Origin of the sequence: Tessaracoccus coleopterorum (genome assembly GCF_011174705.1) — a bacterium.
Lineage (GTDB): Bacteria > Actinomycetota > Actinomycetes > Propionibacteriales > Propionibacteriaceae > Arachnia > Arachnia coleopterorum.
Map to the genome: position 1 here is coordinate 2,347,064 of NZ_JAANIJ010000001.1, position 22,083 is coordinate 2,369,146.

Genomic DNA, 22,083 nt, shown 5'->3' on the forward strand with positions numbered 1-22,083 from the left:
CTGCTGGAACGCTCCGACGAGCATGAAATAGAAGGGAACGCGAACAGGAGGGCGGCCGCGGTCAGGAGCAGATACCTGAGCCAGGAGAGGCGTGGGGTCTTCATGGCTACGCCTCCCTTGTGATGCGTGAGGCCACCAGAGACAGGAGCCCACCAGGACGACGAGGATCATGCCGATCGCCGCCGCCGTGTCCGGGTTCTGCTGCTGGATGCCCTGCTGGTAGATGAGCAGGACGGGGGTGGTCGATGCGCCGTCCGGACCGCCGCCAGCGGTGAGCAGGTAGGGCTCGGTGAACAGGTTCGCGCCGGTGATGATCGACAGCACCAGCACGAGCGTCGTGGTGGTGCGCACACCTGGGATGGTCACGTTGCGGAACCTGTCCCAGGTGCCTGCGCCGTCGACCATTGCGGACTCGTGCAGTTCGAACGGGATGTTCTGCAGCGCCGCCAGGTACAGCAGGATGTAGAAGCCCAACTGCTTCCAGGTGACGTACAGGGCGATCATCGGCATCGCGAGGGCCGAATTGACCAGCCAGGACGGGTCGGGGGCAAGCGGCCGAGGATCGTGTTGATGAGGCCGTCGGAGGAGAAGAGCAGCATCCAGACGCCGACGAGCGAGACGGAGGCAGTCAGGTAGGGCACGTAGAAGGCGACGCGGAACGCCGCCGCCCATCGGATGGCACCGTTGAGGGCGGTCGCGAGCAGCAGCGAGAGCGCCACGGTGAGCGGGACGTTGATGACGAGGAACACCAGCGTGTTGCGGAAGGATCCGAGCACCTGGGGTCGGTCAGCACGGCCACGAAGTTGTCGAGGCCGACGAACGGCTTCGGTACGTTCACCCCTGGGGCCGTGAAGAAGTAGTCGTGGAACGCCATGTACACCGCGAACCCGAGCGGGTAGGCGAAGATCGTCAGGACGAAGGCCAGATAGGGCAACACAAGGAGTGAGCCGATCGGTTGCCGTCCGAACCAGGGGACCGCCCGGCGCGGTCCTCCCTGGGTGTTGCAGGGCGGTCATGGGATCACCCTGCGACGAGCTTGTCGATCTCGGAGGCCGTGCCGGAGAGGAAGTCGTCGATGGGCGTCTTGGCGAAGATCACCGACGAGGAGTACCCGTCGCGGAACTTCTGCCACACCTCGACCGAGTTCGGGATGCTGGGGACGTCGCCGACGCGTTCGGTCTGTGCCGCGAACGCCTTGTAGTTCGGGTTGGCCGCGAAGTAGTCGGGGAAGGTGCCCTCGAGGTCCCCGCGCATCGGCATCTGCCCGGTTGCCTCGAGGAGCTGACCGTCGCTGTCCTCGCTCGTCGCGAACTTGAGGAACTCCCATGCGGTGCCCTGGTTCTCACAACTGGTGAACATGGAGATGTTCTTGGAGTCGGCGAAGGTATAGGGATCCTTGGCCCCGTCGGGGGTCGGCACCGCCATGAAGCCGACGTCGACAGTGTCCGCGTACGAGGGGATCGCCCATGGCCCGGCCATCTGCATCGACGTCGTCCCGGCCGACATCGCGTCGTCGGTCGATGCCTCCTTGGGCGCCAGGCCCTCCTTGTAGATGGTGGCCCAGAACTCGGCCACCGCCTTGCCGTTGTCGTCGTTGAAGGTGGCCTTCCCGTCCTTCACGAGTGGAGTGCCCTCGGTCGCCGCGAGGTAGAGGGGGTAGAAGTCGAACCAGGGCTGGTAGAACTCGCTGGTCGGGGCCGGCCAGATGGCGCTCTTGGCGGCGCCGCTCTCGACGATCTTGCGGGCGCCGGCCAGGAAGCCGTCGTAGCTCTCCATGCCGGGGTTGTCCGGGTCGATCCCTGCCTTCTCGAAGATGGTCTTGTTGTACATCACCATGACGGGGTTCGACTTCCACGGAAGCTGGTAGAAGCCGCCGTCGGTCTTGTAGAACTCCGCGGAGCCACCCGTCCGCTCGTTGATGTAGGAGTCGCCGTCCTTGAAGGTGGTGGAGAGGTTGACCAGGCCGCCCTGGCGGACCCAACCCGAGACGGCCGCCGTCGAGATGTTGAGCACCAGACACGGTGACGTGCCTGCCGTGATGGCGGCGGTGATGGCCTCCTCCGACGATGAGCCGGCCGGGATCTCCTGGGCCTTGACCTGCTCGTCGGGGTGGTCCTTGTTCCAGGCCTCGACGACGGCCTTGCCCCAGGCGACCTCCTGCTCGTTGTTGGAGAGCCAGACGTCGATGGCGCCGGTCTTGGCGGCAGCGTCGTTTCCATCCGGGGTGCCGTTCCCGCCAGCGCATCCGGCGGCGAGCAGAGTGACGGCCGTCAAGGCGGCCATTGTGCGGAGGATCTTCATTGTTACTCCTTGTGGGTTGTGGTCAGGCGGTGGTTGCGCGCAGCTTGACGCGCGTGCAGTCGAGGGGAACCGTGCGTGGTTCCTCGCCCGCCAGGTCGGCGAGCAGGCGCTCAGCTGCCACCTGCCCGCGCAGGTGCGGGTCGGTGAACACGGAGGTGACCGCCGGGCTGAGCTCGGCGCTGATGGGGTCGTCATCGAATCCCGCGACCGCCAGGTCCTGGGGACTCGGAGACCGGTCGAACGGGCGTAGGAGTACCCGCCGATGGCCATGGTGTCGTTTGCGTAGAGGATCGCTGTGGGGCGGGCCGCCAGGCCGAGAAGTTCGGCCGTGATGGTCCTGCCGCTCGCTGCCGTGAAGTCGCCGACGCGCAGGAGTTCGTCGCTGCCCACCGCATCCAGGTAGGCCTGAGCGCGGATGTGCGAGTGGACGTAGTCACCTGGGCCGGCGACGTGCGCGATCCGGGTGTGCCCACGGGAATGGAGGTGGGTGACGAGCTCGTGCATGGGGGTGGCGTCGTCGGTCCGCACGCAGGAGAACCGCGTCGGCTCGTCGTAGGCGCCGAGGATGACGGCAGGCAGGCCCAGCTCGGCAAGGAACGGCGGCCGCCAGTCGTGCCGGCGCAGGTCGAGGAGGATCACGCCGTCTGCCCTGCCCGCGGCCATGGTGCGGTAGGCCCGCTCCTCGGCCGTCCGGTTGCCGACCACCTGCAGCACGAGCGCCGCCTCGACCTCGGCCAGCGCCACCTCCACACCGGCGATGAACGGAGGGAAGAAGGCGTCCGAGGCCAGGATCTCGGGGTCGCGGGCGAGCACCACACCGATCGCGTTGGCGCGCCGGGTGGCAAGGGCGCGGGCGCTCGAGCTCGGCACCCAGCGCAGCTGCTCGGCGGCCTCGATCACCCTCGCCTTCGTGGCGGTGGAGATCGGGCGTTTGCCGCTGTAGGTGTGGGAGACCGTGGCCTTCGTGACTCCCGCGAGGCGGGCGACGTCACCGATCGTCGGCTTGTTCATGAGGTACTTCCTTGGGCTGGTGACCTCAAAGTAAAACCGGTTTGATAGCAAGTCAAGCGGTTTGATGAATTTGATTCCCGGTTTCGGCGCGTCCGCGGGATGCGGCGCCTGTCGCGGATCCGCCCTCAGATGTCCTTGAGGGCCTCGCGGACCTCGGTCACCAGGCCGCGCGCGTGCAGCTCGGCGGCGGCCCGGTCGCCGGCCGAGACGGCCCGCGCGAGCTCGATGTGCCGGTGCAGGGCCTCCGGCTCGGGGTGCTCCGGCTGCAGGCCGAGCCGGGTGCGCCCGACCAGCACCTCGGAGATCGCGTCGGCGAGTGAGGCGAACATGTCATTGCCCGACGCCACCAGGAGGAGGGTGTGGAACTCGATGTCGGCGTCCAGGAACTCCTGCCGGTCGCCCCGCCCGCTCGAGCCGAGTTCCTTCAGTCGGTCGGCGAGGACGGCCAGGCGCTCCCGCTGGGCGTCGGTGGCACGCTCGGCGGCATGCAGGGCGGCCATCGGCTCGACGGCTGCCCGGAGTTCGGTGAGCGTGCGTAGCTGTGCGTCGTGCCCGCTCGAGGCGAGCTTCCAGCCGATCACCCGGGGGAGAAGACGTTCCAGCGCTCGCTGGGGAGCGCCCGGATTCCGATCCGGGGACGGGCCTCGACCAGCTTCAGATCCTCCAGTGAGCGCATCGTCTCCCTCGCGACGGTGCGGGACACGTCGAACCGGTCGCTGAGTTCCTGCAGCGTGAAGGTCTGCCCAGGCTCGATGACGCCGTCGACGATCTCGAGGCCGACCCGGTCGAGCACCGAGTCGGCGAGCGGGGCGATCCGGTCGCGCGACATGGCAGCAGAGTACCCACTGTGGACCGCCTGCTTGCAATGGTGCTATCAATGTGTAATGGTGTGACCATTCAAGGTGGGGTCCAACGGCGACCCCGGGTACGAGGGAGTACACATGGAAGACTGGACACAGACCCTTGGGGCAGGTCCGCTGCTCGGGATAGCGGCGGCGGCCATCGCGCTGATCCTGTTCCTGGTGATCAGGTTCCGGATGCACGCGTTCCTCGTGCTGATCGTGGTCTCGCTGGCCACCGCGCTCGCCACCGGGATCCCCTTTGACGGCATCGTCAAGACGATGGTCGGCGGTTTCGGCGGGACACTGGGCTCGGTCGCGCTGTTGGTCGGCCTCGGTGCGATGCTCGGCCGCCTCGTCGAGACGTCGGGTGGCGCCCAGTCGCTCGCCGATGCCCTGATCCGCCTCTTCGGGGAGAAGAGGGCGCCGCTCGCGTTGGGCGTCGCGTCGCTGATCTTCGGGTTCCCGATCTTCTTCGACGCGGGCCTGATCGTGATGCTGCCGATCATCTTCGCCGTCGCGCGCCGCATGAAGGCGCCGGTGCTGGTTTACGGTCTGCCCGCGGCCGGTGCCTTCTCCGTCATGCATGTCTTCCTGCCGCCGCACCCCGGCCCGATCTCCGCTTCCGAGCTGTACTCCGCGAACGTCGGCTTCGTGCTGCTCGCGGGCCTGATCGTCGCGCTTCCCACGTGGTACCTCACCAGCTACCTGCTCGGCATGTGGATGGGGAACCGGTGGAGGCTTCCCGTCCCCGACCTCCTCTCCGGTGGGGCGCTCGACGAGGACCAGCCCGCCGATCCCCCGGCGCCGGCACCGTCATCGCCCTGATGCTCCTGCCCGTCGGGCTCATCTTCCTCAACACCGGCCTCAACATGGCCGCGAGCCTCGGCGCCGTCGACGCCGGCAACTACTGGGTGCAGGTGCTCCGGATGGTCGGTGAGACCCCGGTGGCGCTGCTGATCTCCGTCCTTGTCACCTCGGTCGTGCTCGGCACCCGTCGTGGGAAGACCGGCTCCGCCATCGAGAAGACCCTTGACGGTGCGCTCGGCCCCGTCTGCTCCGTGATCCTCGTCACCGGCGCGGGTGGCATGTTCGGCGGGGTGCTGCGCGCCTCCGGCATCGGCGACGCGCTTGCCGACGTGATGGGCGACCTCGGAGTCCCGCTCATCCTCGCGGTCTTCGTGGTCGCGCTTGTGCTGCGCATCGCGCAGGGCTCGGCAACCGTCGCGCTCGTCACCACGGCCGGCCTCATGGCGCCCGCGGTCGCGGCCGCCGGCCTGAACGAGTTCCAGGTGGCCGCCATCGTGCTGGCCACCGGGGCGGGCTCGGTGGCTGCCTCGCACGTCAACGACTCCGGGTTCTGGCTGGTCGGACGGCTGATGGGCATGGACGTGCCCACCACCCTGAAGACCTGGACCGTCATCGAGACCGCCATCGCCCTGGTCGGCTTCGCGATCGCGGCGGGCATCTTCGCCGTTGCGGGGCTGGTGTGATGCCTGTGCATGTCGTCGTGATGGGCGTGGCAGGCACAGGAAAGACGACCATCGGCGAGGGCATCGCCCGGCAGTTCGGCCTCGAGCTGGCCGAGGGGGACGCCTTCCACTCGGAGGCCAACCGGGCGAAGATGGGTGCGGGCACGCCGCTGACCGATGAGGACCGCTGGCCGTGGCTCCGGTCGCTGCGGGACTGGATGAGCGCCCGGGCCGGCTCCGGCCGCTCGACGGTGGTCGCCTGCTCCGCGCTGCGCCAGAGCTACCGCGAGGTGCTCCGGGAGGCCGACGGGGAGGTGTTCCTCGTGCACCTGGTGCTGCCGGAGGACGTCAACGCCGACCGGCTCGCCGCCCGGAAGGGCCACTACATGCAGCAGTCGATGCTCGACTCGCAGCTGGCGACCCTCGAGCCCTCGCCGAGGGGAGGAGGGCATCGAGGTGCTCAACACGGGCCGCCCCGAGGAGGTGGTGGCCGAGGTGGCCCAGATGCTGAGGATGCGGTTCCCGGAGCTCGGCTGACCGGCGGCCGCCCCGGGTTTTTGTGCCCGACGCCGGGCAGGTGCTAGTGTTTGGCGTCGGGTCGCAAGGCCCACTGCGCGCGTGGCGGAATGGCAGACGCGCTGGCTTCAGGTGCCAGTGCCCGCAAGGGCGTGGAGGTTCAACTCCTCTCGCGCGCACAAACCGAAAACCCGGACGACGTCCGGGTTTTCGTGTCTCCCGCGCCGGTTGTGGGCACGGTGAGGTTCGGCGTCGGACAGGTCCGACCACGGGCAGGAGCCAACCTCACTGTTGACGGGCCCGGCTCCATCAGCACGTGAGAGCGAACCGCGTAGTCCGTTGCGGCCCGCGCTCCTGGCCGGGCCGCCCGATCCGGCGACACGGTCAGCGCAGCCGACCGGAGGCACGGGCGACGTATCAGCCGCGCTCCACCTGCGCTCCTGAACGGCATCGAGGGATGGCGAGAGCCCTCCCGGGTGTGCTGGAAGGAGCACTGAGATGACTCGTCGCTACTACAGGAGAAATGAACCGGTCGAGGTTGAGCCGGTAGACGTCGTCGCCGTCCGGGCGACGGTGGAGCCCCCTCAGGTCGGACCGCTCGGGGAGCGGGTGGGGGTCGACGTCAGGGACGCCGTTCCGCAGCTCGACGAGGACACCCTCGCGGCGTTCGAACGCTCGGGATGGTTCCTGCTGGCCGCCGACGGCGTGCGCCTCGAGGCCGTCCGTGGCGGGGAGGTCCCCGCCGAGGCGGAGCAGGCGGGCACCCTCGTCATCAACGCCGACGGCCGCGCCGCCATCGCCACCGACGAACTCACGGTCCAGGTCGTCGGCGACCTCGACCGGGACCGGGCCCTCGCAGCGCTCGACGACGCGGGCCTCACCCTCATCACCGAACTCCGCTTCGCGCCCAACCTGTTCGTGGTGCGTAACCGCGGCGGCGACGCGCTCGACGCCTCGGTCGCCCTCCACGATGACCCGCGCTTCGTCTTCGCGGAGCCGGCGTTCATCGAGCACATCCCGCAGCGGTTCGTGCCGACCGACCCCGAGTACGTCAACCAGTGGCAGTGGAACAACACCGGCGCAGGCGGGGCACCGCCGGGGCCGACGTGTCGGCCGAGGAGGCCTGGGACCACACCATGGGTGCCGGCATCCGCGTGGCCATCGTCGACAACGGCTTCGACGCCGGCCACGAGGACCTCGCGGCAGGGTCGGCCCGGATCCGGCTTCTTCACCGGTAACCCCGCCGCCCTGACGGTCGGGACCGCCGGGATGCCCGACAGCGACCACGGCACCTTCTGCGCAGGCATGGTCGGCGCCCGCAGCGGCAACGGCCGCGGCGGGTCGGGGCGGCCCCGCTGTCCGAGCTGATGCTCGTGGCCTGCCTGGGCGACCAGGTCGGCACGCAGGTGACGCTCGCCCGATCGATCGCGTACGCGGCCGACCCGTCGACGGAGGTCGGGGGTGCAGACCCTGCGACCGGCGCCGACATCATCGTCTCCAGCCTCGGCCCAACGGCGCCGACTGGGCGCTGCAGACCGTGCTCGACCTCGCCCTCCAGAACGCCGCCACCAACGGGCGCGGCGGCCTCGGAACCGCCATCTTCTGGGCCGCGAGCAACGGCAACGTCGACGTGATGCTCGACGAGGTCGTCTCGCACGCCGACGTCATCGCGGTGGTCAGGTCGACCCGCAACGACCTCGAGGACAACGCGGCCCACGGCCCGGAGGTTGAGCTGATCGCGCCCGGGGTCGACGTCGTCAACGCCTTCTCCGGCAACACCTACGGCCCCTGGGTCGGCACCTCCTTCGCGGCCCCTGCGCCGCGGGCTGCGCCGCCCTCGCGCTGTCGGTCGACCCGATGATGACGCGCGACCAGCTCCGCCAGGTCATGCACGACACGGCCGACAGGATCGGCGGTGTCGTCTACGACGGCAACGGGCACAACGACGACTACGGCTTCGGGCGCGTCAACGCCTTCGCGGCGGTGCGGCGCGCGGCCAGGAAGATCCAGCTGCAGACCACGAGCGTCGTGTTCAACGACGTGCCGGAGGACGAGACGACGGCCCGCGCCATCGTCTGGGCCGTCTCGGGGATCGACCCCCTCACCTTCGAGGTGGTCTCCGGTCCCACGACGCTGACCGGCCCGGCGAACTCGTTCCAGCTGCTCCTCGGATCCTCGGCCACCGTCCCGGCCCCGGCGCCGGTGTCACCGGGCACGCGCGGATCTGGCTGACCTACACCGGCACCGCCGCGGGCGACACCGCGACCGGGAGATCGTGGTCCGCTCCGTCGACACCCTCGAGCAGTGGAGCGTCCCGATCTCGGCCAACACCATCGAGCGGCCCACCGCCGCCGTCGTGATGGTGATGGACAAGTCGGGGTCGATGGACTGGGGCGCCGGCGACGGCCGGTCGAGGGTCGAGGTGCTGCGCGAGTCCGCGAATGTGATGGTCGACCTGCTGAGGGCCGACACCGGGATCGGCATCGTGCGCTTCGACCACGACGCGGCGCCCGTGTTGAACGTCGTCGACGCCGGGGCCGAGATCTTCGGGTCGGGAGGGCGCAGGCCGCCGCGGCCGTCGCCTCCCACGTCCCCAACCCGGCGGGCGCGACGTCCATCGGCGACGGCGTGCTTGCCGGGGGACTGCTCCTCGACGCCGCCGCCCCCGGCTACGACACCACGGCCATGATCGTGCTCACCGACGGGCAGGAGAACGCCCCGCCATGATCGCGGACGTGGCAGGCGGCATCGACGACAAGGTGTTCGCCATCGGGCTGGGCGAGCCGTCCGTGATCAACCCCGCCGCGCTGACCGCGCTGACCAACGGAACCGGAGGCTACGTCAACATGACCGGTGTGCTGTCCCCGGACGAGCGGTTCCTGCTCGCCAAGTACTACCTGCAGATCCTGGCAGGCGTCACCAACGAGCAGATCGTGCTCGACCCGACGGCTACCTCAAGTCCAACGACATCGCCAAGATCGGATTCGTGCTGACGCGCGCCGACTCGGCCACCGACGTCATCGCGCTCCTCCCGTCGCCCGACGTGGTGAGCTACACGCTCATCACCCCGCGCGGCGAGACCATCACCCCGCCTCGCCGGGCGCCGCCTACGTCACCGGCGCCAACGTCGCCTACTACCGGCTGAACCTGCCCTGGGTCGACGCAGGCGGCGGTGAGCACTGGGAGGGGAGTGGACGGCGCTGTTGGAGGCCGAGCCGCGCGGCTACAAGGAGTGGCTCGCGAAGCTGGAGCAGACCGACCCAGGGCGTTCGAGCACGCGGTCACCCACGGCGCCAGGTACGCGGTCGAGGTCCACAGCCGCTCCAGCCTCACCATGGTCGCCGAGCTGCACCAGAAGGGCATCGATCCCGGCACGGTGATGACGCTGACGGCCAGGCTCTCCGAGTTCGGGATCCCCGTCGAGGACGACCGCGCCAACGTCCGTGCCGAACTCACCGGCCCGGCCGGGCCCGACCTGATCAAGCTGGGCACGTCGGCGGCGGCGTCTACACGGCCGACCACCCCGCCAACCACTTCGGCCTCTACCGGTTCCGGGTGGTGGCGGAGGGAGTGACCCTGCACCGCGAGCGGTTCACGCGCGAGCAGTTGGTGACCGGGTCGATCTACGTGCCCAAGCCCCGGAGGACCCGAAGCCCCCGACCGGTGACGACGACACCGGAGGCTGCGCCGACAACTTCGACGCCCTGACCAGGGCCCTCAAGCTCGACCGTCGCCTCGCCAGGATGCTGGATGCGGCACTTCGCAGGCAGGGCAGCAGCCTCGCCGAGCTCCTCGAATGCATCGCGAAGTGCGCGGGCGGGCCGGAGCGACCCGGACCGCGGCCCGGCAGGCCCGTCCAGCCCGGCAGGCCGGTCCAGCCGGCCGTGACGATCGGGCCGACGATCCGTCGAGCCTGCTGGCCGAGGCCCTGCGCCGGGCGGCCGACCACCTCGAGTCGGACGGGAACCGGCCGTGACCGAGGCACCCCGAACCCCGGCACCGCACGAACACCTCGTGTGGTGCCGGGTCGCCGGGCCGACGCCCGGCGCACTGCGCGAGTTCCTCGACGCCACCGGCGCCGATCCGGGCTGCCGCCGGTGGCGCGGCAGACCGCCGACGGCGTCGAGGTGCTCGTCGAGATCACCCGCGCCCGGCTCGACTCCGCCCGTGCCTCCCGAGCCGACCTCGTCATCGAGGAACTCGAGGACCTCACGGACATGGAGTCGCGGCGCAGGGCCGAGGTCGGCCGGGGCGACCGCTTCGCCGCCCGGGGGCCGTCCCGCACGGGGTCGGACGCAAGGAGTAGGGCCATGTACCTCAACGTCACCGAGATCGAATCGGCGCTCGCCGCGCTCCACGCCGCGTTCCCCGCCACCAGCGAGCTGATCGCCATGCCCAACCCGACCCACGAGGGCCGGGCGACGCACGCCCTGCGGGTCGGGGCCCGGGCGCCCACGACGTCGACGGCATCCTCCTGCTCGGCGGGGTGCACGCCCGGGAGTGGGTGCCGCCCGACGCCCTCGTCTCGCTCGCCGCCGACCTCCTCGAGGCCCATGCCGGTGGCACCGGGCTCGGCTACGGCGGCGCCTCCTACTCCGCCGCGGAGATCCACCGGATCGTCGAGACGCTGAACATCTTCTTCTTCGCGTGCGTCAACCCCGACGGGCGGGCGCACAGCCAGACGGTCGCCTCAGGATGGCGCAAGAACCGACGACCCGCGCCGACCGGGATGACCGGCGCCGACTGCGTGGGCGTCGACCTGAACCGCAACTTCGACTTCCTGTGGGACCACACGGCCAGGTTCGCCGCCGACTCGGGCGTCAGCGCCTCCTCCTCGCCCTGCCACCCGACCCTCTACCGGGGGCCGTCGGCGGCCTCGGAACCGGAGACCCGCAACGTCGTCGCGATCCTCGACCGGTTCCCGCGGATCCGGTGGCATGTCGACGTGCACTCCGCGGTGCCGGTGGTGCTGCACAGCTGGGGCGACGACGAGAACCAGTCCGGCGCACCCGGCGACTCGTTCCTCAACCCCGCCCTCGACACCGTCCGCGGCCGGCTCGGCGACGGAGTGGGGGAGTTCGTGTCGGCCGCCGATGTCGCGATCATCACCGAGTTGGCGCAGCGGATCGGAGCCGGGGTGCAGGACGCCCACGGCGCCGTCTACGACGTCGAGCAGGCGATGACCCTGTACCCGACCTCCGGCGCGAGCGACGACTACGCCTACAGCCGACACTTCGCCAATCCCGTTCTGAACAGGGTCTACGCCTGGACTATCGAGTGTGGCACCTCCTTCCAGCCCGCCTGGCCGACGGCGGTCGAGGTGATCGGGGAGGTCTCCTCGGGCCTTGTCCGCCTCGCGCTCGGGGCCCACGCGGTCACCGACGGCCTCGCCGTCTCGCTGCGGACCCCGGCGGTCGCCTTCGTCGACGTGCCCGAGGGGAGACGACCTCGGGCGCCGTCCGCTGGGACTGCGGCGGGGCCATCGACCTGCACTTCGAGGTGACGGCGGGCCCGACCGGGGATTCGAGCTGCCGCTCGGGCCGGCCGTGACGCTGCCGGCCCCGGAGCCGGCGTCACGACCCCGGGGCGTCTCTGGGTCTCCTGGACGGCAGGCCCGCGGGGACGGTGGCGGCGGGCACGCTCACGGTGCGCTGCCGCGAGACGGACGAGACCTGGACGGTGCCGGTCACCGCCAACTCGATCGTCAGGCCGCGGGTCGCGGTGGCGCTCGCGCTCGACCGGTCGGGCTCGATGCTGGCCGGTGCCGGTGACGGACGCACCAGAGTAGAGGTGCTGCGGGAGGCGGCCGCGGTGTTCCTCGAGGTGCTGCAGCCGGCCAACGGCGTGGGCCTGGTGTGCTTCGACCACGACGCCCAGCCGGTGCTGGCGGTGGTGGAGGCCGGGCCCGAGGTGTTCGGGCCGGGCCGGGCCGCGGCCCAGGCCGCGGTGGCCGCCCATGTCCCGAACCCTCGGGAGCCACGTCCATCGGGGACGGCGTGGCCGCCGCCGCGCTGCTGCTGGACGCGGCCGCCGCCGACTTCGACCACACCGCGATGGTGCTGCTCACCGACGGGCAGGAGAACGCGCCAGCCTGGATCGCGGACGTGTCGGGATCGCTCGACGACCGGGTGTTCGCCATCGGGTTGGGGGAGCCGGCCGACATCAACCCGCCGCCTCTCCGCCCTGGTGGCCGGCGCGGGCGGCTGGGTGGGGGTGAGCGGGTCGTTCTCGATCGACGACCGCTTCCTGCTCGCCCGCTACTTTCTCCAGGTGCTGGCCGGCGCGACGAACCAGCAGATCGTGCTCAGCTGACGGCCGGGGTGCGGTTTGCGGCGCGGCTAGGCTCGGCCCCATGGCAGGAAACCGGGCATTCGTGGGCGATGAACTCCCGCGGCTCGTCTCGCTCGCCGCGGCTGGCGACGACAGGGCGGTGCGCAGCGCCCTGCTCGCCCTTGCCCCGCCGATCTCGCGCTGGCCTCGACGCTGGGCCACCGCAGGTACCGGCCTCCGCCGTCGACCCGATCGAGGGTGGCGGCGACGCCACCGCCTGGCTGCTCGCCCTCTCGTGGAACGGGCGCTGCCGCGAGGTGTCGGTGCTGCGGATGGGGGCTGACCCTCCCCGGTGGCCGACCGGATGCTCGCGCTGCTGCTCTGCGACCATGTCGAGCAGGTGCGACGGCGGGCCTGGCGGGCCGCCGAACACCGCCTCGACCCGGCCCGGGCGGCCCACTGCCTCCCGGTGCTCGTCGCGCTCAGGGGCGGGAGCGTGGCGCGGAGGCACTGCGCCGCTACCGCGACCTGATCCGGGCGCGGTTCGGCACCGACGCGTGGCGGCTCGCCTGGCTGAGCAACGACGTGGCGACGCGACGCTGGGCCGCCGACGACTGGCTCGCCTCAGGGCCGTCGCTCGCGACGGTCGTCGAGCGCCTCGCGACAGAGCCGGAGCCCGCCGTGGCGGGCGTCCTCGCCAGGCACGTCGCATCGCGCGCCGTCGTCGCCGATTCTCCGCTGCTGCTCGCGTCCCCGCACGCACGGGTCCGTGCTGCGGGCGCCTGGCTGAGCCGCGACGGGGAGGCCATGGTGCCCCTGCTGCACGACCGGTCGTCCCTTGTGCGTTCGGCGGCCCGGTTCCGGCTGACGGAGAGCGGCTTCGACGTGCGGGGCTGGTGCGAGCGGGCCTGGGAGCAGGACGGCACCGTGCGCGCCCTGAAGGCCGCCGTCGAGGCGGGGGTGCCCATCGCCCCGGCGCGGCTGCTCGACCTCGCGGAATCGGGTGGTCCGGCCGGGCCAACGGCAATCAGGGCGCTGGCGACACCGGGGCTCGCCCCGGACGAGTTCGCCCGCCTCGTCGCTCTACTCGACCGACCAACCTGTGCGGCCGCCGTCGCGGCGGTCCTCTCGGTGCGGGGAGGCTGGCGCTTCGACGAGTTGGCGCCCCGCTGGGCCGACATCCCGCAGCGCGGCCTGCTCGCCCCGCTGCTCGCCAGCCGCGGTGGATGGGACCGGATCCGCGCCGCGCTGCTCGCCGCCTCGGACGGCGGCCCCGCTCTGATGGCGTCCGCAAGGAGGTGGGTCGCCGGCATCGGCACCGCTGCGTCGACCACGCTCGTCGAACCCGATCCGGCGCAGCGCGCACACCTGTGCGACCTGCTCGCCCGTGGAGGCATCGCCCCGACATCGCCCGCCCCGTCGAGAGCCGGCTCGGGCTGCGACTTACCCCGTACCCCGCCGCGCCCGGGCCGCGTCCCTGGGGTGGGCCGGACGCCGCCGTGCTGCTGGCGCTGGCGGGAACGGGGCGCCTCCTTCGGCCGAGCCTCGCCGCACCGGTGGTGCTCCGCTCGGTCGGATTCGCGTTGGGGGAACGCCTCCCGGACGACGCCTTCGATGACGTCATCGGGCGCCTGCACGCGGTGGGGCTCGTGGTGCCACCGAGCTGGAACCAGTTTGCGCTGACCGCCGAGGGCCGGGCGCTGGTGCGGGGGCTGAGGGCACACATGCCCGGAGCGTTGGAAACCCTGCAGGCGCGGCTCGCGGAACGGGGCCAGCCGAGCCGCTGATCTCCCAGCCGTCAGCCGATCAGGGGCCGAGGGAGTAGCCCGCGAGGCGCTCGGCGGGTTTCGGCTGACCCGCGTGCTGCCGCTGGAACGCGATGGTGGCGTCGGTTCCACAGAGGCGCAGGATCTCCTCGCGGCCGCCGGGGTGCAGGTCGATCCAATCGGTGAGGTTGTAGACCTCACCGTCGATCGCTGCCCAGCAACTTTGGGTCGAGTCGTGGGCGGCCACCTCGGCCATGGTGTAGCCGTGGGTGGCCGGTGTGGGGGATCCGGCCGCGCCCGCCGATGCCGTCGGGCCGGAAGACGGGCCGGCCGCGGATGTGCCCGACCACACCGAGGTCGCTCCCAGGTGCCCGGTCACGGCGGTCAGCCCGATCACCACCAGCGACACGGCCGCGACGCCGAACCCGGCGAGCCGCTGTCGCGGAGACTGCCGGTCGACACCCGCGTCCACAGCAGCCATGCGCCCGTGCCGAGCAGGTAGGCGAACGCCACGAAGGCCAGAGCGGTACCGAGGGTCCCGTGGGCGCCCGGTTGCCCGACCCTCGCCGCGAGTTCGTCGCCCGACAACGTGGCGGCGCCGGCCCCGAGGGTCCCGACCGCGAGGATCAGGAACGAGGGCAGGGCGAGGCGCCGCCTCCACCGGTTGCTGAAGGCCATGACGGTGAGCGTCACCGCGGAGAGTGGCAGGAGCACGACGGGTATGTGCACCGCGAGGGGGTGCACCGGTAGACCGAAGATCGTGTCGAACATGGGAGAAGCGTAGGGAACCTTCCAAGCACCGGGCTGTGGGTCGCCTGAGAATCCGCCCAGGGAGGCTGTGGATGCCTGCCGGCTCCCGACTCGGGCAGAATTGGGCCATGACCACCGCCCCGGAACCCCACGGCCTCATCGTCTGCCTGCCCGACGCCTCGCTCGACGACCACGTCGCCGTCATCGAGACGCTCCTGCAGGAAGGGCTCTCCCGGTTCGCGCTCCCCGCCGGCTCCGGGTACCTGGCCGAGGTGGTCGGCATCTTCGGCTCCCGGGCCGTGTTCGGCGCGTACCGCGTCGCCACCGGGGAGGAGGTCCGGGCGTGCGCTGCGGTCGGTGTGTCATTCCTGCTTCTCGACCTCGCCGATCCGGGCCTCATCGGGCATGCGGCGGCGACCGGTGTGCCGTGCTTCGCGTCGGCGATGACGCCTGCCGAGATCCGGGGGTCCTCGGCGCGGGTGCGACCGGTGCCCTCGTCTGGCCGGCCGACGTCGTCGGGCACGCCTTCGGGAATCGGCTCTCCGAGATCGGCCTGGGCGACCGGGTGGTCCCGATGGGTGGCATCGGGGCCTACGCGGCGGGGAGTGGCTCAAGTCCGGCGCGCGGGCGGTGTGTATCGAGGCGACTCTGCTCGGCGACGCCTTCGCCGGCGGATCGCTGAACCAGTTGCGTGACCGGGTCGGCTCCTTCGCATCGGTCCAGGACAGGTACGCGCCGGTCGTCGACGCCTAGTCGGACGTCGCGGCCCGGCGGGGCCCGCCAGGCCCCCGCATCGTTCCCCGGCCCACCGCGGGGTGAGTCGCCCCGCCCGTCGGGTCGGCCCTGCCCATCCGGGCTGCCGGCGGTGACGTCGAGGAGGTCCAGCCGCCAACCCCGGGCCGGACGGATGGTTGTGGCGGTGGAGGATCGAGCCCCTCCGTGCCGCGACGACCACCGCGCACGCCGTCGCGACGGCGCCGAGGCCTCCGAGGCCGAGGATGATCCAGGTCGGGGACACACCGGCCGATTCGGCGGGCACGGGGGCGCCGTTTCCGCGGAGGGGCCGGTGAAGGGTAGGGGCCTGCGTGGGCGTCGGCGTGGGGTCGCCGTCGGCGTGGGGTCGGGCTCGCGGTGACGCTGGGGGTCGCGACGGGGTCGTCCAACCTGATCACCGGCACGGTCACGGTGGCGCGCGCCGACGGGTAGCCCCCGAACCGTCGAAGGACACCGTGATGTCCATGTCGCCCTCGGCCTGCTCGTCGGGGACGAAGTAGAGCGTCTGGAACCGGCCGTCGTTGCCGGTTATCGCGAAGGAGTCAGGCACGTCGCCGGCCGCGTCGGCCAGGGTGATCCCCGCCCCGAGAGCGCCCGGCCTCCCGCCGTCACCTGCCCTCGACGGCGATCATCCCCCGTTGATCGCCGAGGCCGGGCCTGTCGCCGTCAACTTCACCTTCACCGCAGCGGGGCGCTGCGATTCGGTGGGCCTCGTGGGACGGTCGCCTGCATCGGCCTCGCCCACCGTGAACTCGGTCGCGCCCAGTACAGCCTCGCCGTCGACGGTGACCGTAGCGGTGTGCCTGCCAGGGCCAGTTGGACATCGGCCTCGACCGAGAACCGACCCTTCCCTGCGTCTTCGCCCTTCCCACCTCGGTGCCGTCCACCGAGGCCACCACCGTGCGGCGACGGATCTGACCCGCATCGCCGCTCAGCCTGCCCGAGATGGTGACGCGCGAAGCGGTGGCGGAGACCTCGACCCGGACCCCGACGTCGGCAAGTGCCGCCGTGGGGAACAGTGCCACCAGGCCCAGCAGGAGGGCCGACAGCCAGAGGCGCAGGATGCGACGGTGCATGGCGGGATTTCTGCCCTTTCGTTAACGTTTGCTGAGAGTAGCCCCAATCACCCGCTCAGCGCGAGAGGGTTACCTGAGAGCGGTGTTTGGAAATGACCCACCGGACCCCTAAGCTGAGAGAGCCTTAGATTTTCTCAGGAAGGTTGGTGACGATGGTGGCATCGGCACGACGCGCGGCCCGGCCGACAGTGCGGCGGAGGAGCCCTCGCGGAGCTCGGCACCGTCAGCGTGGCCCGCCGCGGGACCCGGCGGTCCGGGGGCTCCAACCGCTTCGTCCGGTTGGCCATCGCCCGCTCACCATCTTGTCGGTCACGGGCCTCACCGCCGCACTGCTGGTCGTGCCGCCGCAGGACCGCGCCGCCGACCACACGGAGTCCGGCTCCTATTCGTCGACGTCGCTCGGCACCTCGCGTGACCTCGCCCGAGCGTCCCTGCTGCCGGAGAGCCTGACGAGCCCCTCCGCGGCGCCCTCGGCCACCCCGACGCCGGTGACGCCCATCCCTACGCCCACCGCGCCCGCGACGCCCACCGCGACGCCCACCCCACGCCCACCCCACGCCCACCGCGACGTCCACCGCGACGCCCAGCGCCGCGGCCAGCGCCACGCCGGCGCCCAGCGCGGCGGCCGCTGCGGCCCCCGCGCCCGCGAAGGCCAAGCCGGACTACACCAGCCTCGGGGAGACGCTGGGCACCTGGTATGCGACAGACAGCGTCAACGTCCGCCGCGGGCCGGGCACCGGGTATGACGCCAGCACGGTCCTGTCCGACGGCGCCGCCGTCGCCGTAACCGACCGCGAGGTCGACGGTTGGCGGCAGGTCGTCGTGTCCAAGAGGTCAGGCTGGGTCAAGGGGAGCTTCCTCACCTCGAAGAAGCCCACGGCCAAGGCCTCCAGCTCGTCATCGGGCGGCTCCTCATCCGGGGCCACCTCCGGTGGTTTCTCCGACGCCAGGTGCGCGAAGGCGGGCGGCCTCGAGGCAAACCTCACCTCCCGCACGGCCACCGTGTTGAGGGCCGTGTGCGGCAAGTTCACCGGGTCAGCAGCTACGGCGGCTACCGTCCCGGGGCGGGCTCGTACCACGGCTCCGGCCGGGCGCTCGACATCATGGTCAGCGGCGACTACGGCTGGGACATCGCCAACTGGGCGAGGGCCAACGCGAAGTCGCTCGGGATCATCGAGGTCATCTACCAGCAGAAGATCTGGACGACCCAGCGCTCCGGCGACGGGTGGCGGGGATGTCCGACCGGGGCAGCTCCACCGCCAACCACTACGACCACGTGCACATCAGCGTCCGCTGAGCCCGCTCCGCACACCGGCGCGGGGTTGACTGGGTCCCCGGCGGGGCCGCACCTTAGGCTGGGGCCATGAACACTCCGGTTGACCCCACCTCCACCGACGCCTGGTCCGATCTGCAGACCCTCAAGGGTGCCTCGTCCCCGACCTCCGTGGCTGGTTCGAGGCCGATCCCCACCGCGCCCGCGACCTCACCTTCGACCTGGCCGACCTGCACGTCGACCTGTCGAAGAACCTGATCAACGAGGACGTCGTGGCCGCGCTCCTGCGGCTGGCCGACCAGGTCGGTCTCGCCGAGCGCCGGGAGGCCATGTTCTCCGGTGAGAAGATCAACGTCACGGAGAACCGCTCGGTTCTGCACACCGCGCTGCGCCTCCCTGCCGACGCTGAGCTCGTCGTCGACGGCCGGGACGTCGTCGCCGACGTCCACGAGGTGCTTGACTCCATGTTCGCCTTCGTAGACAAGGTGCGCTCCGGCGAGTGGAAGGGCGTCACAGGCAGGCCCATCACCACCGTCGTCAACATCGGCATCGGCGGCTCCGACCTCGGGCCCGTGATGGTCTACGAGGCGCTGCTGCCCTACCGGCAGGAGGGCTCACCTGCCGCTTCGTCTCCAACATCGACCCGTCCGACGTGGCCGAGAAGGTCGCCGACCTTGACCCGACCACCACCTTGTTCATCGTGGCTTCGAAGACGTTCACCACGCTCGAGACGCTGACCAACGCCCGGATGGCCCGCGAATGGCTGCTCCGCCGCCTCGTCGAGGTCGGCGCGATCGAGGACACCGACGAGGCCCGCACCGCGGCGGTGGCCAAGCACTTCGTCGCCGTCTCCACCGCCCTGGACAAGGTCGCCGACTTCGGCATCGACCCCGCGAACGCGTTCGGGTTCTGGGACTGGGTCGGTGGCCGCTATTCCGTCGACTCCGCCGTCGGCCTCCCGTCGCCATCGCGATCGGCCCCGACGGCTTCCGTGACTTCCTCTCCGGCTTCCACGCCGTCGACACCCACTTCCGCACCGAGGACCCCAGCGCAACGTCCCGCTCCTGATGGGCCTGCTCAACGTCTGGTACGTCAACTTCCTCGGCGCCCACAGCCACGCCGTGCTCCCGTACGCGCAGTACCTGCACCGCTTCCCGGCCTACCTGCAGCAGCTCACCATGGAGTCCAACGGCAAGTCCGTGCGCTGGGACGGCACCCCGTCACCACGGACACGGGCGAGATCTTCTGGGGCGAGCCCGGCACGAACGGGCAGCACGCCTTCTACCAGCTGATCCACCAGGGCACCCGGTTGATCCCGCCGACTTCATCGCCGTCGCGAACCCGGCGCACCCGACCAGGGACGGCGACACCGACGTGCACGGGCTGTTCCTCGCGAACTTCTTCGCACAGACGGCCGCCCTCGCATTCGGGAAGACCGTCGAGGAGGTCCGCGCCGAGGGCACACCCGAGGCCGTCGTCCCGGCCCGCGTCTTCGCCGGAAACAGGCCCACCACATCGATCCTGGCTTCGGCGCTCACCCCGTCGGTCGTCGGCCAGCTGATCGCGCTCTACGAGCACATCACGTTCGTCGAGGGCATCGTGTGGGGCCTCGACTCGTTCGACCAGTGGGGCGTCGAGCTGGGCAAGAAGCTCGCCCTGGAGATCGCACCCGCCGTCTTCGGTGACGCGGAGGCGCTGGCCCGGCAGGATGGGTCCACCCAGGCGCTGGTCAGCTGGTACCTTGGCGCCCGCGATTGAGCGAAGGGGCCGACGCCTCCTGGCGGTCGCCGTCGCCGTGGCCCTGACCGGGTCGCTCCCGGTGATCGCCAGCGCCATCCATCTCGGCGCGGTGTCGGCGGGCCGGACGTACGCGGTAGCGGACGTCCCGCGGCGCGGCGTGGCCATGGTGCTCGGCGCGAAGGCCAACCCGGGCAGTCCGTCGGCATTCCTCGCCGCGCGGCTCGATCTGGCCGTCGAGCTCTTCGAGGCCGGCAAGGTCAGCGCCGTCCTCGTGACCGGGGACGGCCTCTCCCGCTCCAACCACGAGACCGCCGTCATGCGTGACTACCTGGTGGCGGCGGGGGTCCCGGCCGGGCGGATCGTCGAGGACCCGGCGGGTTTCGACACCTACGACTCGTGTGTGCGGGCGCGTGACGTGTTCGGCGTGACCGAGCTGACGCTTGTGACGCAGGACTACCACGTCGGGCGCGCCGTCGCGATCTGCGGCCTGGTCGGGGTCGACGCCGTCGGGGTGGGCGATGAGACGATGCTGAGGCGCTACCCCTCAACTGGATCAAGGGCGCCGGCCGCGAGTGGCTCGCCAACCTGAAGGCCGAATGGGATGTCTGGTCGGGGCGCGCCCCGCAGCAGGATCCGCCCGACCCGGCGCTGCGTGAGGCGATCGGCGACTGAGCCTGACTCACCAGGCGCTGACGCCGCGCCCCATCCCGTAGTAGTTCCAGCCTGCGTTGTGCCACCGCTGGGGTTGAGGACGTTGCGGCCGTCGATCACGTTCGGGTTCGCAACCAACGGAAGGAGCGACCCCGGGTCCAGGTCAACATACTCGCGCCACGGCGTGAGGATCATCACGCAGTCCGCCCCTGTGACCGCCTCCTCGACGTTGTCCGGCACGCACAGGTCGGGCCGGCGCTCGCGCAGCGCGGCCCGGCGGCCGGGTCGACGATGGCCAGTTCGGCGCCCGCGGCCCACAGCCTGCTCGCGATGTCCAGGGCGGGGAGTCGCGCATGTCGTCGGTGTCGGGTTTGAAGGTGATGCCGAGCACCGCGATCCGCCTGCCCTCGAGGCTGCCGCCGACGGCCTCCTCTGCCAGCGCGACGGCGTGGTCGCGACGCCGCAGGTTGATGGTGTCGACCTCGCGCAGGAACGTCAGGGCCTGGTCGACGCCGAGTTCCCCGCGCGGGCCATGAAGGCGCGGATGTCCTTCGGCAGGCAGCCGCCTCCGAAGCCGATGCCCGCCTGCAGGAACTTGGAGCCGATCCGGTCGTCGTGGCCGATCGCCTGGGCGAGGCGGGTGACGTCGCCGCCCGTCGCGTCGCACAGCTCGGCCATCGAGTTGATGAAGGAGATCTTGGTCGCCAGGAACGAGTTCGCCGCCACCTTCACGAGCTCGGCGGTGGGGTAGTTGGCCACCACGAGGGGCGTCCCATCGCTGAGCGTCTGCGCGTAGCACTCGTTGAGCAGGTCGCGGGCGGTCACGCCGGTCGCGTGGTCGTCGGGCAGCCCGTAGACGAGGCGGTCGGGGTGCAACGTGTCCTTGACGGCGTGGCCCTCGCGGAGGAACTCGGGTTCCAGGCCAGCAGGAGCGGTCGGCCCGACTCGTGGAGGCGCAGGGCGATGGCGCCCGCCGTCCCGACCGGCACCGTCGATTTGCCGGCCACGAGCGCGGGGCCGTCGGCGGGGCGGCGTGGGTGAGGATCGTGTCGACGGCGGCGTTCACGTAGGACATGTCTGCCGCGAGCCGGCCAGCCTGCTGTGGGTGCCGACGGCGATGAAGTGGATCTGGGCGTCGGCGATCAGTGACGCGTCGGTGCTGAAGCGCAGCCGACCCGACTCGACACCCCTGGAGAGCACCTCGGCAAAGCCCGGCTCGTGGAAGGGAGGCACGCCCGCGGCGAGCTTCGCCACCTTGGCCTCGTCGACGTCGATACCTACGACCTCATGGCCCAGGTCCGCCATGCATGCTGCGTGGACGGCACCGAGGTACCCGCATCCGATCACGGAGATTCGCATGGGGACCAGAGTAGCCAGCCCGTGGAGGCATGCGTGACGCCGACCCCCGAAGCCGATGGTGCCGGACCCTGACGGTGACAAGACCTGCGCGACAGGCCATGATGGGGCACACCGATTGGGAGGTCAACGTGGATCAGAACGCCACCGCCGCAGAAGCCATTGTGAACGGTCACACCGCGCTGGGAATCGAGTTCGGCTCGACCCGCATCAAGGCGGTTCTCATCGGGCCGGACAGGCAGCCCTCGCGACGGGTGGGTTCGACTGGAAGGCCAAGTTCGAAGACGG

The 22,083-nt window shown here is 71.0% G+C and carries 31 protein-coding genes, 1 tRNA gene and 2 pseudogenes; 22 read left to right on the forward strand and 12 right to left on the reverse strand.

Annotated elements, in window-relative coordinates; genetic code table 11:
• Positions 1-207: 207 nt before the first annotated feature.
• The 5 genes and pseudogenes from G7085_RS26705 to G7085_RS15085 form a co-directional block, all read right to left on the reverse strand.
• A pseudogene (locus G7085_RS26705) lies at positions 208-510 on the reverse strand (carbohydrate ABC transporter permease); the annotation flags it as partial.
• Positions 501-776, reverse strand: coding sequence for a hypothetical protein (locus G7085_RS26710; RefSeq protein ID WP_231979570.1), 276 nt, complete (start codon positions 774-776; stop codon positions 501-503). The pseudogene G7085_RS26705 and the gene G7085_RS26710, both read right to left, overlap by 10 nt.
• Before the next feature lie 244 nt (positions 777-1,020).
• Complete coding sequence (locus G7085_RS36370) at positions 1,021-3,312, reverse strand: extracellular solute-binding protein (RefSeq protein WP_231979571.1); 2,292 nt, start codon at positions 3,310-3,312, stop codon at positions 1,021-1,023.
• A gap of 125 nt (positions 3,313-3,437) precedes the next feature.
• Positions 3,438-3,893, reverse strand: a complete 456-nt coding sequence (locus G7085_RS15080; RefSeq protein ID WP_197511598.1) for a FadR/GntR family transcriptional regulator — start codon at positions 3,891-3,893, stop codon at positions 3,438-3,440.
• Positions 3,890-4,141, reverse strand: coding sequence for a FadR/GntR family transcriptional regulator (locus G7085_RS15085; RefSeq protein WP_197511599.1), 252 nt, complete (start codon positions 4,139-4,141; stop codon positions 3,890-3,892). The genes G7085_RS15080 and G7085_RS15085 overlap by 4 nt, the downstream gene beginning before the upstream one ends.
• Before the next feature lie 112 nt (positions 4,142-4,253).
• On the opposite strand from G7085_RS15085, the gene G7085_RS30710 reads away from it, so the two are divergent.
• The 16 genes from G7085_RS30710 (at position 4,254) to G7085_RS15165 (ending at position 14,092) form a co-directional block, all read left to right on the forward strand.
• Positions 4,254-4,979 carry a GntP family permease gene (locus tag G7085_RS30710; protein WP_197511600.1) on the forward strand — a complete coding sequence of 242 codons (726 nt, stop codon included), beginning with the start codon at positions 4,254-4,256 and terminating at the stop codon, positions 4,977-4,979.
• Positions 4,979-5,644, forward strand: a complete 666-nt coding sequence (locus G7085_RS30715) for a GntP family permease (RefSeq protein WP_197511601.1) — start codon at positions 4,979-4,981, stop codon at positions 5,642-5,644. Before G7085_RS30710 ends, G7085_RS30715 begins: the two co-directional genes overlap by 1 nt.
• Entirely contained in the window at positions 5,644-6,207 is a 564-nt protein-coding gene (locus G7085_RS15100; protein WP_231979572.1) for a gluconokinase, read from the forward strand. The genes G7085_RS30715 and G7085_RS15100 overlap by 1 nt, the downstream gene beginning before the upstream one ends.
• Before the next feature lie 28 nt (positions 6,208-6,235).
• Positions 6,236-6,318, forward strand: a tRNA-Leu gene (locus G7085_RS15105).
• Positions 6,319-6,748: 430 nt separating this feature from the next.
• A complete protein-coding gene (locus G7085_RS15110; RefSeq protein ID WP_197511602.1) occupies positions 6,749-7,507 on the forward strand; it encodes a hypothetical protein in 759 nt (252 codons plus the stop codon).
• A gap of 169 nt (positions 7,508-7,676) precedes the next feature.
• Positions 7,677-8,000, forward strand: a complete 324-nt coding sequence (locus G7085_RS15115; RefSeq protein WP_197511603.1) for a S8 family serine peptidase — start codon at positions 7,677-7,679, stop codon at positions 7,998-8,000.
• A complete protein-coding gene (locus G7085_RS15120; protein ID WP_197511604.1) occupies positions 7,997-8,371 on the forward strand; it encodes a hypothetical protein in 375 nt (124 codons plus the stop codon). The genes G7085_RS15115 and G7085_RS15120 overlap by 4 nt, the downstream gene beginning before the upstream one ends.
• Positions 8,372-8,414: 43 nt before the next feature.
• Entirely contained in the window at positions 8,415-8,828 is a 414-nt protein-coding gene (locus G7085_RS15125) for a vWA domain-containing protein (RefSeq protein ID WP_197511605.1), read from the forward strand.
• A gap of 34 nt (positions 8,829-8,862) precedes the next feature.
• Entirely contained in the window at positions 8,863-9,132 is a 270-nt protein-coding gene (locus tag G7085_RS15130) for a hypothetical protein (protein WP_197511606.1), read from the forward strand.
• Positions 9,126-9,284, forward strand: a complete 159-nt coding sequence (locus G7085_RS15135) for a hypothetical protein (protein WP_197511607.1) — start codon at positions 9,126-9,128, stop codon at positions 9,282-9,284. The genes G7085_RS15130 and G7085_RS15135 overlap by 7 nt, the downstream gene beginning before the upstream one ends.
• An 87-nt stretch (positions 9,285-9,371) precedes the next feature.
• Positions 9,372-9,713: a hypothetical protein gene (locus G7085_RS15140; RefSeq protein WP_197511608.1), complete on the forward strand. Its 342-nt coding sequence runs from the start codon at positions 9,372-9,374 to the stop codon at positions 9,711-9,713.
• A complete protein-coding gene (locus tag G7085_RS15145; protein ID WP_197511609.1) occupies positions 9,710-9,847 on the forward strand; it encodes a hypothetical protein in 138 nt (45 codons plus the stop codon). The genes G7085_RS15140 and G7085_RS15145 overlap by 4 nt, the downstream gene beginning before the upstream one ends.
• 796 nt (positions 9,848-10,643) lie before the next feature.
• The gene (locus G7085_RS15150; RefSeq protein ID WP_331715707.1) at positions 10,644-11,642 is read left to right on the forward strand and encodes a M14 family zinc carboxypeptidase; all 999 of its coding nucleotides are present in this window, start codon (positions 10,644-10,646) and stop codon (positions 11,640-11,642) included.
• Positions 11,643-11,818: 176 nt separating this feature from the next.
• Positions 11,819-12,451: a vWA domain-containing protein gene (locus tag G7085_RS15155; protein WP_197511611.1), complete on the forward strand. Its 633-nt coding sequence runs from the start codon at positions 11,819-11,821 to the stop codon at positions 12,449-12,451.
• Between the two features lie 322 nt (positions 12,452-12,773).
• Positions 12,774-12,941: a hypothetical protein gene (locus G7085_RS15160; protein ID WP_197511612.1), complete on the forward strand. Its 168-nt coding sequence runs from the start codon at positions 12,774-12,776 to the stop codon at positions 12,939-12,941.
• A 53-nt stretch (positions 12,942-12,994) separates the two neighbouring features.
• On the forward strand, positions 12,995-14,092 hold the full coding sequence (locus G7085_RS15165; protein WP_197511613.1) for a hypothetical protein: 1,098 nt from the start codon (positions 12,995-12,997) through the stop codon (positions 14,090-14,092).
• A 123-nt stretch (positions 14,093-14,215) separates the two neighbouring features.
• Here the strand turns inward: G7085_RS15165 and G7085_RS15170 are convergent, their stop codons facing one another.
• Both G7085_RS15170 and G7085_RS15175 read right to left on the reverse strand, forming a co-directional pair.
• Complete coding sequence (locus G7085_RS15170) at positions 14,216-14,572, reverse strand: cytochrome b5 domain-containing protein (RefSeq protein ID WP_197511614.1); 357 nt, start codon at positions 14,570-14,572, stop codon at positions 14,216-14,218.
• Positions 14,569-14,946: a DUF2231 domain-containing protein gene (locus tag G7085_RS15175; RefSeq protein WP_331715708.1), complete on the reverse strand. Its 378-nt coding sequence runs from the start codon at positions 14,944-14,946 to the stop codon at positions 14,569-14,571. The genes G7085_RS15170 and G7085_RS15175 overlap by 4 nt, the downstream gene beginning before the upstream one ends.
• 107 nt (positions 14,947-15,053) lie before the next feature.
• Here G7085_RS15175 and G7085_RS15180 point away from each other — a divergent pair, with 107 nt between their 5' ends.
• A complete protein-coding gene (locus G7085_RS15180; RefSeq protein WP_197511616.1) occupies positions 15,054-15,620 on the forward strand; it encodes a beta/alpha barrel domain-containing protein in 567 nt (188 codons plus the stop codon).
• Between the two features lie 485 nt (positions 15,621-16,105).
• Here G7085_RS15180 and G7085_RS15185 read toward each other — a convergent pair whose 3' ends face one another.
• Entirely contained in the window at positions 16,106-16,249 is a 144-nt protein-coding gene (locus G7085_RS15185) for a hypothetical protein (protein WP_197511617.1), read from the reverse strand.
• Between the two features lie 58 nt (positions 16,250-16,307).
• The gene (locus tag G7085_RS15190; RefSeq protein ID WP_197511618.1) at positions 16,308-16,775 is read right to left on the reverse strand and encodes a hypothetical protein; all 468 of its coding nucleotides are present in this window, start codon (positions 16,773-16,775) and stop codon (positions 16,308-16,310) included.
• Positions 16,776-17,077: 302 nt separating this feature from the next.
• Between G7085_RS15190 and G7085_RS26725 the strand changes: the two genes are divergently transcribed.
• The 4 genes and pseudogenes from G7085_RS26725 to G7085_RS15210 all read left to right on the forward strand — a co-directional run bounded on the left by G7085_RS26725 (position 17,078) and on the right by G7085_RS15210 (position 20,377).
• Positions 17,078-17,521: a hypothetical protein gene (locus G7085_RS26725; protein WP_231979573.1), complete on the forward strand. Its 444-nt coding sequence runs from the start codon at positions 17,078-17,080 to the stop codon at positions 17,519-17,521.
• A gap of 270 nt (positions 17,522-17,791) precedes the next feature.
• Entirely contained in the window at positions 17,792-18,142 is a 351-nt protein-coding gene (locus tag G7085_RS26730; RefSeq protein ID WP_231979574.1) for a hypothetical protein, read from the forward strand.
• Positions 18,139-19,806, forward strand: a pseudogene (gene pgi, locus G7085_RS15205) (glucose-6-phosphate isomerase). Before G7085_RS26730 ends, pgi begins: the two are co-directional and overlap by 4 nt.
• A gap of 37 nt (positions 19,807-19,843) precedes the next feature.
• Positions 19,844-20,377 carry a SanA/YdcF family protein gene (locus G7085_RS15210; RefSeq protein WP_331715709.1) on the forward strand — a complete coding sequence of 178 codons (534 nt, stop codon included), beginning with the start codon at positions 19,844-19,846 and terminating at the stop codon, positions 20,375-20,377.
• Here the strand turns inward: G7085_RS15210 and G7085_RS26735 are convergent.
• Together G7085_RS26735 and G7085_RS26740 are read right to left on the reverse strand one after the other, a co-directional pair.
• Positions 20,326-20,634, reverse strand: a complete 309-nt coding sequence (locus G7085_RS26735) for a hypothetical protein (protein ID WP_231980510.1) — start codon at positions 20,632-20,634, stop codon at positions 20,326-20,328. The genes G7085_RS15210 and G7085_RS26735 overlap by 52 nt on opposite strands.
• 300 nt (positions 20,635-20,934) lie before the next feature.
• On the reverse strand, positions 20,935-21,315 hold the full coding sequence (locus G7085_RS26740; protein ID WP_231979575.1) for a hypothetical protein: 381 nt from the start codon (positions 21,313-21,315) through the stop codon (positions 20,935-20,937).
• Between G7085_RS26740 and G7085_RS26745 the strand changes: the two genes are divergently transcribed.
• On the forward strand, positions 21,310-21,480 hold the full coding sequence (locus G7085_RS26745) for a hypothetical protein (RefSeq protein WP_231979576.1): 171 nt from the start codon (positions 21,310-21,312) through the stop codon (positions 21,478-21,480). The two genes, G7085_RS26740 and G7085_RS26745, sit on opposite strands and share 6 nt — an antisense overlap.
• Positions 21,481-21,501: 21 nt before the next feature.
• Here the strand turns inward: G7085_RS26745 and G7085_RS26750 are convergent, their stop codons facing one another.
• Complete coding sequence (locus tag G7085_RS26750) at positions 21,502-21,744, reverse strand: hypothetical protein (RefSeq protein WP_231979577.1); 243 nt, start codon at positions 21,742-21,744, stop codon at positions 21,502-21,504.
• Positions 21,745-22,083 lie beyond the last annotated feature (339 nt).

Bases quoted from the DNA above. Each gene is read 5' to 3' on its own strand.
- G7085_RS36370 (WP_231979571.1), bottom strand. From the start codon at position 3,312: ATGAACAAGCCGACGATCGGTGACGTCGCCCGCCTCGCGGGAGTCACG.
- G7085_RS15085 (WP_197511599.1), bottom strand. From the start codon at position 4,141: ATGTCGCGCGACCGGATCGCCCCGCTCGCCGACTCGGTGCTCGACCGG.
- G7085_RS30710 (WP_197511600.1), top strand. From the start codon at position 4,254: ATGGAAGACTGGACACAGACCCTTGGGGCAGGTCCGCTGCTCGGGATA.
- G7085_RS30715 (WP_197511601.1), top strand. From the start codon at position 4,979: ATGCTCCTGCCCGTCGGGCTCATCTTCCTCAACACCGGCCTCAACATG.
- G7085_RS15100 (WP_231979572.1), top strand. From the start codon at position 5,644: ATGCCTGTGCATGTCGTCGTGATGGGCGTGGCAGGCACAGGAAAGACG.
- G7085_RS15120 (WP_197511604.1), top strand. From the start codon at position 7,997: ATGATGACGCGCGACCAGCTCCGCCAGGTCATGCACGACACGGCCGAC.
- G7085_RS15130 (WP_197511606.1), top strand. From the start codon at position 8,863: ATGATCGCGGACGTGGCAGGCGGCATCGACGACAAGGTGTTCGCCATC.
- G7085_RS15160 (WP_197511612.1), top strand. From the start codon at position 12,774: ATGCTCGCGCTGCTGCTCTGCGACCATGTCGAGCAGGTGCGACGGCGG.
- G7085_RS15175 (WP_331715708.1), bottom strand. From the start codon at position 14,946: ATGTTCGACACGATCTTCGGTCTACCGGTGCACCCCCTCGCGGTGCAC.
- G7085_RS15180 (WP_197511616.1), top strand. From the start codon at position 15,054: ATGACCACCGCCCCGGAACCCCACGGCCTCATCGTCTGCCTGCCCGAC.
- G7085_RS15190 (WP_197511618.1), bottom strand. From the start codon at position 16,775: ATGCACCGTCGCATCCTGCGCCTCTGGCTGTCGGCCCTCCTGCTGGGC.
- G7085_RS26735 (WP_231980510.1), bottom strand. From the start codon at position 20,634: ATGATCCTCACGCCGTGGCGCGAGTATGTTGACCTGGACCCGGGGTCG.
- G7085_RS26750 (WP_231979577.1), bottom strand. From the start codon at position 21,744: ATGGCGGACCTGGGCCATGAGGTCGTAGGTATCGACGTCGACGAGGCC.